Origin of the sequence: Liquorilactobacillus sicerae (assembly GCF_029916425.1) — a bacterium.
In the GTDB taxonomy this organism is placed as follows: Bacteria; Bacillota; Bacilli; order Lactobacillales; family Lactobacillaceae; genus Liquorilactobacillus; species Liquorilactobacillus sicerae.
In genome coordinates this window covers 1-7,212 of sequence record NZ_JAHAVQ010000024.1, presented here as the reverse complement: position 1 = coordinate 7,212, position 7,212 = coordinate 1, and the positions used below count along the sequence as shown (strand labels likewise).

Annotated in this window: 6 protein-coding genes; all 6 read left to right on the top strand. The window is 36.7% G+C overall.

The window, feature by feature from the left end:
- Positions 1-201: 201 nt before the first annotated feature.
- Positions 202-471: a 30S ribosomal protein S15 gene (rpsO, locus tag KH893_RS10875; RefSeq protein ID WP_281166152.1), complete on the top strand. Its 270-nt coding sequence runs from the start codon at positions 202-204 to the stop codon at positions 469-471.
- Between the two features lie 143 nt (positions 472-614).
- A complete protein-coding gene (gene dapA / locus KH893_RS10870; RefSeq protein ID WP_281166151.1) occupies positions 615-1,487 on the top strand; it encodes a 4-hydroxy-tetrahydrodipicolinate synthase in 873 nt (290 codons plus the stop codon).
- Positions 1,488-1,503: 16 nt separating this feature from the next.
- Positions 1,504-3,213 (top strand): ribonuclease J, encoded by a 1,710-nt coding sequence (locus tag KH893_RS10865; RefSeq protein ID WP_281166150.1) that lies wholly within the window; start codon positions 1,504-1,506, stop codon positions 3,211-3,213.
- A gap of 85 nt (positions 3,214-3,298) precedes the next feature.
- Positions 3,299-4,213 (top strand): hypothetical protein, encoded by a 915-nt coding sequence (locus tag KH893_RS10860; protein ID WP_281166149.1) that lies wholly within the window; start codon positions 3,299-3,301, stop codon positions 4,211-4,213.
- A 190-nt stretch (positions 4,214-4,403) separates the two neighbouring features.
- Positions 4,404-5,591 carry an elongation factor Tu gene (tuf, locus tag KH893_RS10855; protein ID WP_281166148.1) on the top strand — a complete coding sequence of 396 codons (1,188 nt, stop codon included), beginning with the start codon at positions 4,404-4,406 and terminating at the stop codon, positions 5,589-5,591.
- 188 nt (positions 5,592-5,779) lie between these two features.
- Positions 5,780-7,084 (top strand): trigger factor, encoded by a 1,305-nt coding sequence (gene tig / locus KH893_RS10850; RefSeq protein ID WP_281166147.1) that lies wholly within the window; start codon positions 5,780-5,782, stop codon positions 7,082-7,084.
- The last annotated feature ends 128 nt before the right edge of the window (positions 7,085-7,212 follow it).

Genomic DNA, 7,212 nt, shown 5'->3' with positions numbered 1-7,212 from the left:
GAGGCCAACCGACAATGCAATAAAAATGTCGACTTCTGTCAAGGAATTTTGCTTGACTAGCTAAAAAAATTTTTTTCTTGCTTTTTAAATGCTTATCGGGTAACATAAGTATGTTCTGTTATTTTCCTCTTTCTCAGAAGCTCGAGTCACCGACGTGTTTCCGGGAAGAAGGAGTGCAAATATTGAAGGGTGGATTTAATAATGGCAATTTCTAAAGAAAAGAAAAACGAAGTAATGCAAAAATACGCTTTGCATGAAGGAGATACAGGCTCAGCTGAAGTTCAAGTAGCTGTCTTAACAGCAGATATTAATGAACTTAATCAACATATTAAGACTCATAAAAAGGATTACGCTTCGCAGCGTGGCCTGATGAAGAAAATTGGTCATCGGCGTAACTTATTGGCTTATTTACGTAAAAATGATGTTCAACGATATCGTGATTTAATTAAAAGTTTGGGATTGCGTCGTTAATAATAAAAATCCAGTACAGAGAGTGATTCTGTACTGGATTTTTTATTTATTCATAATTATGTGATATAATTACTCTCTAAGAAAACAGTTCGGATGGTTGCTTATACATATAAATCTTTAAAGTTAATATTGGAGGAATTATTATGGATTTTCAAAATGCAGAAATTATTACTGCAATGGTCACTCCCTTTGATGAAGAAGGAAAGCTAGACTTTGTACGTCTGCAAAGCTTGATTGAACATTTATTAAAAACAGGTACACAAGGAATCTTAGTTAGTGGAACAACTGGTGAAGGCCCAACTTTGAGTAAAACTGAGAAGTTAGCTTTAATTAAAAAAACAGTTGAAATAGTTGCTGGTAGAGTTCCGATAATTGCTGGAACAGGTACGAATAATACGCAGACAACGATCGAGTTTACTAATCAAGTTGCTGAAATTAACGGTGTTGATGCTGCATTGGTGGTTGTTCCGTATTATAATAAACCTGATCAGCGAGGAATGATTGCTCACTTTGAAGCAGTTGCAGCAGCCAGCAAGTTACCATTATTTATTTATAATATTCCTGGTCGAACTGGTGTCACGATGGATGTTGAGACAATCGCATATTTGTCAAAAAGCAAAAATATTATTGGTTTGAAAGACTGCACCGGCAATGTAAATTTGGCAAAAATTGTTGAACAAGTCGCTGACGGCTTTTTAGTTTATACCGGAGAAGATGCTGATGCTTTAGCTGCTAAAACGATTGGTGCCAAGGGAGTTATTTCAGTTGCCAGCCATTTATATGGTGAAAAGTTGAGTCAAATGTATCAAGCTGTTGATGAAGGAAAATTTTTAACAGCAGCAAAGTTGATGCGCTTTTTGACTCCTAAAATGCAAGCTATGTTTTCAGCCCCATCTCCCAGCCCAACAAAAGCAGCCTTGAACCAAATTGGAATCAATGTTGGCAGTTGCCGTTTACCGATTTTAGAGTATCCAACAGAAAGATTAAATGAACTTTATCAAAAACTAGACATTTAGTGTTAAGGAGGAAAATATGTCCAATTTGAAGATCATTCCAATTGGTGGTGTACGAGAAAATGCTAAAAACATGTACACAGTTGAAGTGAATGATGAAATATATATTCTTGATTGTGGTTTAAAGTATCCTGAAAATGAGCCTCTAGGAATTGATACGATAATTCCTGACTTTTCATATTTACGAGAAAATTCGCAGCGAATCGTTGGAGTTTTTTTGACACATGGGCATGCAGATGCGATTGGCGCGTTGCCATATTTTTTAAGTGAGTTCAATGTTCCAGTTTTTGGTAGTGAACTGACGATTGCTTTAGCAAAAATTAGTGTTAAAGCTGACAAAAACAAACGAGTTGCTAATTTTAATGATTTTCATATCGTTAATGAAAAAACTGAAATTGATTTTGCAGGTACAATGGTTTCTTTCTTTAGGACTACGCATTCAATTCCTGAATCGTTAGGGATTGTCATTAGAACTGCTGAAGGAAATATTGTTTATACTGGTGATTTTCGTTTCGATCAAACAGCTGCTCCAGAATACCAGACGGATTTTGGACGTTTAGCTGAAATTGGCAAGGATGGGGTGTTAGCTCTTTTAAGTGATTCGGCGAATGCTGAAAACCCCAAAGAAACGGTTGATGAGCGTGAAATTTATGAGTTAGTTAGCGATAATTTTGAATACCGTAAAGGAAGAATCATTGTCGCTTGTGTGGCATCAAATATTTTGCGAGTGCAGCAAATTTTTGATGCTGCCGCCAAGAATGATCGTAAAGTAACTTTAGCAGGTCATGATGCCGAAGAAATTATTCACACAGCTTTGAAATTGAATAAGTTAAAGTTGCCAGTTGAAGATTTATTAGTACCTTTTAAGAACATTAAGCAGTTTCCTGACGAACGGATAGTTATTTTAGAAACAGGCCGCTCGGGTGAACCGTTAAAATCCTTGCAGAAAATGGCCGTGCATCGACATCCTAAAGTTTCCTTGCAGGAAGGTGATCTTGTTTTTATTACTACAACACCGTCGCACGCAATGGATACGATGGTAGCTAGGACAAAAGATATGATTTACCGTGCAGGGGCTGATGTTAAAACAATTGCTGATGAGTTAAATTCATCAGGTCATGCTAGTCGTAATGATTTGCAGTTGATGATGAATCTGCTAAAACCGCGCTATGTTATACCAATCCAAGGGGAATATCGGTTAATGGCAGCTAATGCAGATTGTGCTCGTGAAGTTGGGATACCAAAAGAAAATATTTTCTTAACTTCTAAAGGCGATCTGCTTGAATATGAACGTAATAAGTTTCTTTTGGCTGCTTCAGTTGAGGTAGGTAATACATTAATTGATGGTAGTGGTGTTGGCGATATTGGTAATATAGTTTTGCGAGATCGTAAAGCCTTGTCGGAAGATGGCGTTTTTATTGCTGTAGTGACCATCAATCGGAAGAAAAAAGAAATTGTTGATCAGCCAAAAATTACTTCGCGAGGGTTCGTTTATTTAAAAACTAGTCATGATTTGATTTTAGAAAGCCAAAAAATTGTGATCAAGGTTGTTCAAAAAAATTTGGATAATAAAGAGTTCGATTGGGGACACCTTAAACAAGATATTCGTGATCAATTAAATCACTTCTTATATGAACAAACTAAACGGCATCCCGTAATTTTGCCGATCATTATGGAGACTAATCAGCATCATCGTTTTAAAAAAAGGAAAGTAATAGCGCAGAAGTAAATTAGAAACTTATTTTTAATTTTTTGAAGCCATGGGATTTGTGAGCTTAAATGCTATTTTCCATGGCTTCTTGCTGATTATTAAAATGAAAGGAAAAGATGGATTTTTGGTATCGAAAGATCAAATTACTTTTGATTTGCGGGAAGCAGAAATTTTGAGCACCCAAGGGAAATTTCAGCTAGCAAATGGACTTTTGAAAAATTGTTATCAACAAAAGAAAAGTTTCAGGATCAATTATTTATTATTTTCAAATTTTCTGGCCTTAAAAGATTATTCACTGGCAGTCGCGACAGCTGAAGAATATTTAACTGCCTACATTGCTGATGATGATTATTTGGAACAGCTTTTTTGGGCGATGGGAAAAGCAGCTTTATTTTTAAAAATGCGGAAGTTATTTATTTACTTCAAACAATATATGAATCAGGACGAAAAAAATAAGTTTAGAAGGATGATCGACCAAGCTGAAAATCAAGCAGACCAGCAGTTTATTAGCCTGTGTCAGTCAGAGAGTAAAAAAATCAGTTTTTGCCCAGTGCCTGCTCAACGACGATTAGCTGAAAAAATGTTACATTTACCGTTAGTTGATTTTTTAGCTTTGAGTAAAGAAGTTATAGCAATGCGAACTGTCCATCCGTTACTGAAAAGTGAATTATTGGATAATCTGAGAGCTTTGAAAATTCAGACAAAATATGGACTTAGTTTTTTAAATGGCGAAAACATTACAGTGATTCCTAGCAACTTGCATGATTTTAAAAGTTCAAAACTCAGGAAAAAATTTGCAGTTTACTTTTCGCACTTTTCCGATCAGCAACTCGCGGCTTTGCAAAAAAGAGAAGTCTTTCTTAAGTTACAACTGCTTTATCCGTTCGAGGATCGGATGGCTAAGTTCAATCGCACATGGTTGGCCATTCTTTTGGGGGAAAAAGATGAACTGGTAGGGAAAGAACAAAGAGATTTGTGTTTGCTGCTAGAAACATATTTAAGTGAGTGGGATATTTAATTTTATTTCTGCCAGTTGGCTATTTACAAATATGAGGCCACCCTATATAATAGCATAAGGATTCTTCTGTTAGAGATATAGTTTTTACTTGGTATTCTTTGATGGAAGTAGTATAATAAAAATTAAAGGATTATCGGCAATTGGTTTTTGTTGCGGATTTTTCTTGCAAAATTACAGGAGGTTCGTATTAATGGCAAAAGAACATTACGAAAGAACAAAACCCCATGTAAACATTGGTACTATCGGCCACGTTGACCATGGGAAGACAACTTTAACAGCTGCTATTACAAAAGTTTTAGCTGCTAAAGGACTAGCTAAGGAAGAAGATTATGCATCAATTGATGCTGCACCAGAAGAACGTGAACGTGGAATCACAATCAACACAGCTCACGTTGAATATGAGACTGAAAAGCGTCATTATGCACATATCGATGCTCCAGGACATGCTGACTACGTTAAGAACATGATCACTGGTGCTGCTCAGATGGATGGTGCGATCTTAGTTGTTGCAGCTACAGATGGTCCTATGCCACAAACACGTGAGCACATTTTGCTTGCTCGTCAGGTTGGTGTTAACTATATCGTTGTCTTCTTAAATAAATGTGATTTGGTTGATGATGATGAATTGCTTGATTTGGTTGAAATGGAAGTTCGTGAACTCTTAAATGAGTACGATTATCCTGGTGATGATACTCCAATTATCCGTGGCTCTGCTTTGAAGGCTCTTCAAGGCGATCCAGAAGCTGTCAAGCAAGTTGAAAAATTGTTGGATACAGTTGATGAATATATTCCGACTCCAGATCGTCCTACAGATAAGCCGTTCTTAATGCCAGTTGAAGATGTCTTTACCATCACTGGTCGTGGTACGGTTGCATCTGGTCGTATTGATCGTGGAACTGTTAAAGTTGGAGATGAAGTTGAAATTGTTGGTTTGAAAGAAGAAGTTTTGAAATCAACAGTTACTGGGCTAGAAATGTTCCGTAAAACGTTGGATCTTGGTGAAGCTGGTGATAACGTTGGTGTATTGTTACGTGGTATTAACCGTGACCAAGTTGAACGTGGACAAGTTTTGGCTGCTCCTGGTACTATTAAGACTCACAAGAAATTCAAGGGTGAAGTTTATGTCTTAACAAAAGAAGAAGGTGGACGTCATACACCATTCTTCTCAAATTATCGCCCACAGTTTTACTTCCATACAACTGATGTTACCGGTGTAATCGAATTGCCTGAAGGCGTAGAAATGGTTATGCCTGGTGATAATGTAACCTTTACAGTTGAATTAATTGCTCCAGTTGCAATTGAAAAAGGCTTGAAGTTTACTGTTCGTGAAGGTGGACGGACTGTTGGTGCCGGTGTCGTTTCTGACGTCCTGGATTAATAGTTTTTTAACTCGGGTAAGTTGCCCGAGTTTTTACATATTTATAGTTGATTTTGATTAGACTTGATTTACAACAAAATCAGGTCTTTTTTTAAACAGAATCATTTACAATTTGAGTGATTTAAGTTAGAATTATCTAGTATGTGTTAGTTCTTTTTTGAACAAATTTTTTGTGCGGAGGGAAAATAATGTCTGCAAAATGGGAAAAACAAAGTGAGAATACAGGCAAACTTACTTTTGAAATTGAACCTGATAAGATTAAAGAAGGCTTGGATCAAGCCTTCTTAAAAGTTAAAAAGAATTTGAATGTTCCTGGTTTTCGTAAGGGACGAGTACCTCGTCAAATCTTTGATCATTTATATGGTGAAGAAGCACTTTATCAAGATGCGGTTAATATTTTATTACCAGATGCTTATAGTGCTGCAATTGAAGAAACGAAAATTAAGCCAGTTGATCAACCGAAAATTGATGTTGAAAGTATGGAAAAGGGTCAAACTTGGGTACTGACAGCTGATGTAACAGTTGAACCAGAGGTTGAAATTGGCGATTATCAGGGCTTAGAAGTAGCTGCTCATTCAACTGAGGTCAGCGATGATGAAGTAGCAGCTGAGTTGAAGAAAAAGCGTGATCAACAAGCTGAATTGGTTTTGAAAGAAGATCAACCAGCGGCTAAGGGCGATACAGTAATCATTGATTTTGAAGGCAAGGTCGACGGTGAGACATTTGATGGCGGCACAGCTAAGAATTATTCGCTGGAACTCGGCTCTAATGCGTTTATTCCTGGCTTTGAAGATCAATTGATTGGACATAAAGCTGAGGATGAAGTTGAAGTTAAGGTAACATTCCCTGATGATTATCAGGCACAAGATCTTCAAGGTAAAAAGGCTGTTTTTTCAGTTAAGTTGCATGAGATTAAAGAAAAACAGTTGCCAGACTTAGATGATGATTTTGCTAAAGATGTTGATGAAGAAGTCGACACTTTAGAAGAATTAAAGGCTAAGATTAAGGAACAACTGCAAGATAGTAAAAAGGAGGCTGCTAAAGAAGCTGTCCAAGATGAGGCAATTGACAAAGCAGTTGCTAATGCTAAGATTGGACCAATTCCAGCAGCAATGCTTGAAGAAGATGTTAAACGTCAAATGGATCAGTATTTAAGTGGTATGCAACAGCAGGGAATTAATCCCGAAACATACTATAAGATTACTGGTACCTCTGAAAAGGATCTGCGTAAACAGTTTGAAGATGGAGCTGAAAAGCGCGTCAAGACTAATTTAGTTTTGGAAGCAATTGTTGCTAAGGAAGATGTTGAAGTAACTGCTGATGAGATTAATCAGGAGCTTGAAAACTTAGCTAAGGAATATAATATGAAAGCGGACGTAATCCGTAAGTCGCTCAGCGATGATATGCTGAAACATGATATTGCTATTCGTAAAGTAATTGATGAAATTACCGAATCAGCTAAACAGGTTGAAGAATCTGAACCAGCTAAATAAATGGTTCTTTTTCAAGTAGTACTGATAAATAAAATTGCCTAAATTGCAATTTAAATTGGTATAGCTGGATTATTAAGCTATCTGTTCTGCGGAATGGATGGCTTTTTTGATGTAATAATGATAATTTA

Excerpts from the sequence above, each read along its gene's own strand:
- KH893_RS10865 (WP_281166150.1), top strand. The coding sequence starts at position 1,504 with ATGTCCAATTTGAAGATCATTCCAATTGGTGGTGTACGAGAAAATGCT.
- KH893_RS10860 (WP_281166149.1), top strand. The coding sequence starts at position 3,299 with ATGAAAGGAAAAGATGGATTTTTGGTATCGAAAGATCAAATTACTTTT.
- dapA (WP_281166151.1), top strand. The coding sequence starts at position 615 with ATGGATTTTCAAAATGCAGAAATTATTACTGCAATGGTCACTCCCTTT.
- tuf (WP_281166148.1), top strand. The coding sequence starts at position 4,404 with ATGGCAAAAGAACATTACGAAAGAACAAAACCCCATGTAAACATTGGT.
- tig (WP_281166147.1), top strand. The coding sequence starts at position 5,780 with ATGTCTGCAAAATGGGAAAAACAAAGTGAGAATACAGGCAAACTTACT.
- rpsO (WP_281166152.1), top strand. The coding sequence starts at position 202 with ATGGCAATTTCTAAAGAAAAGAAAAACGAAGTAATGCAAAAATACGCT.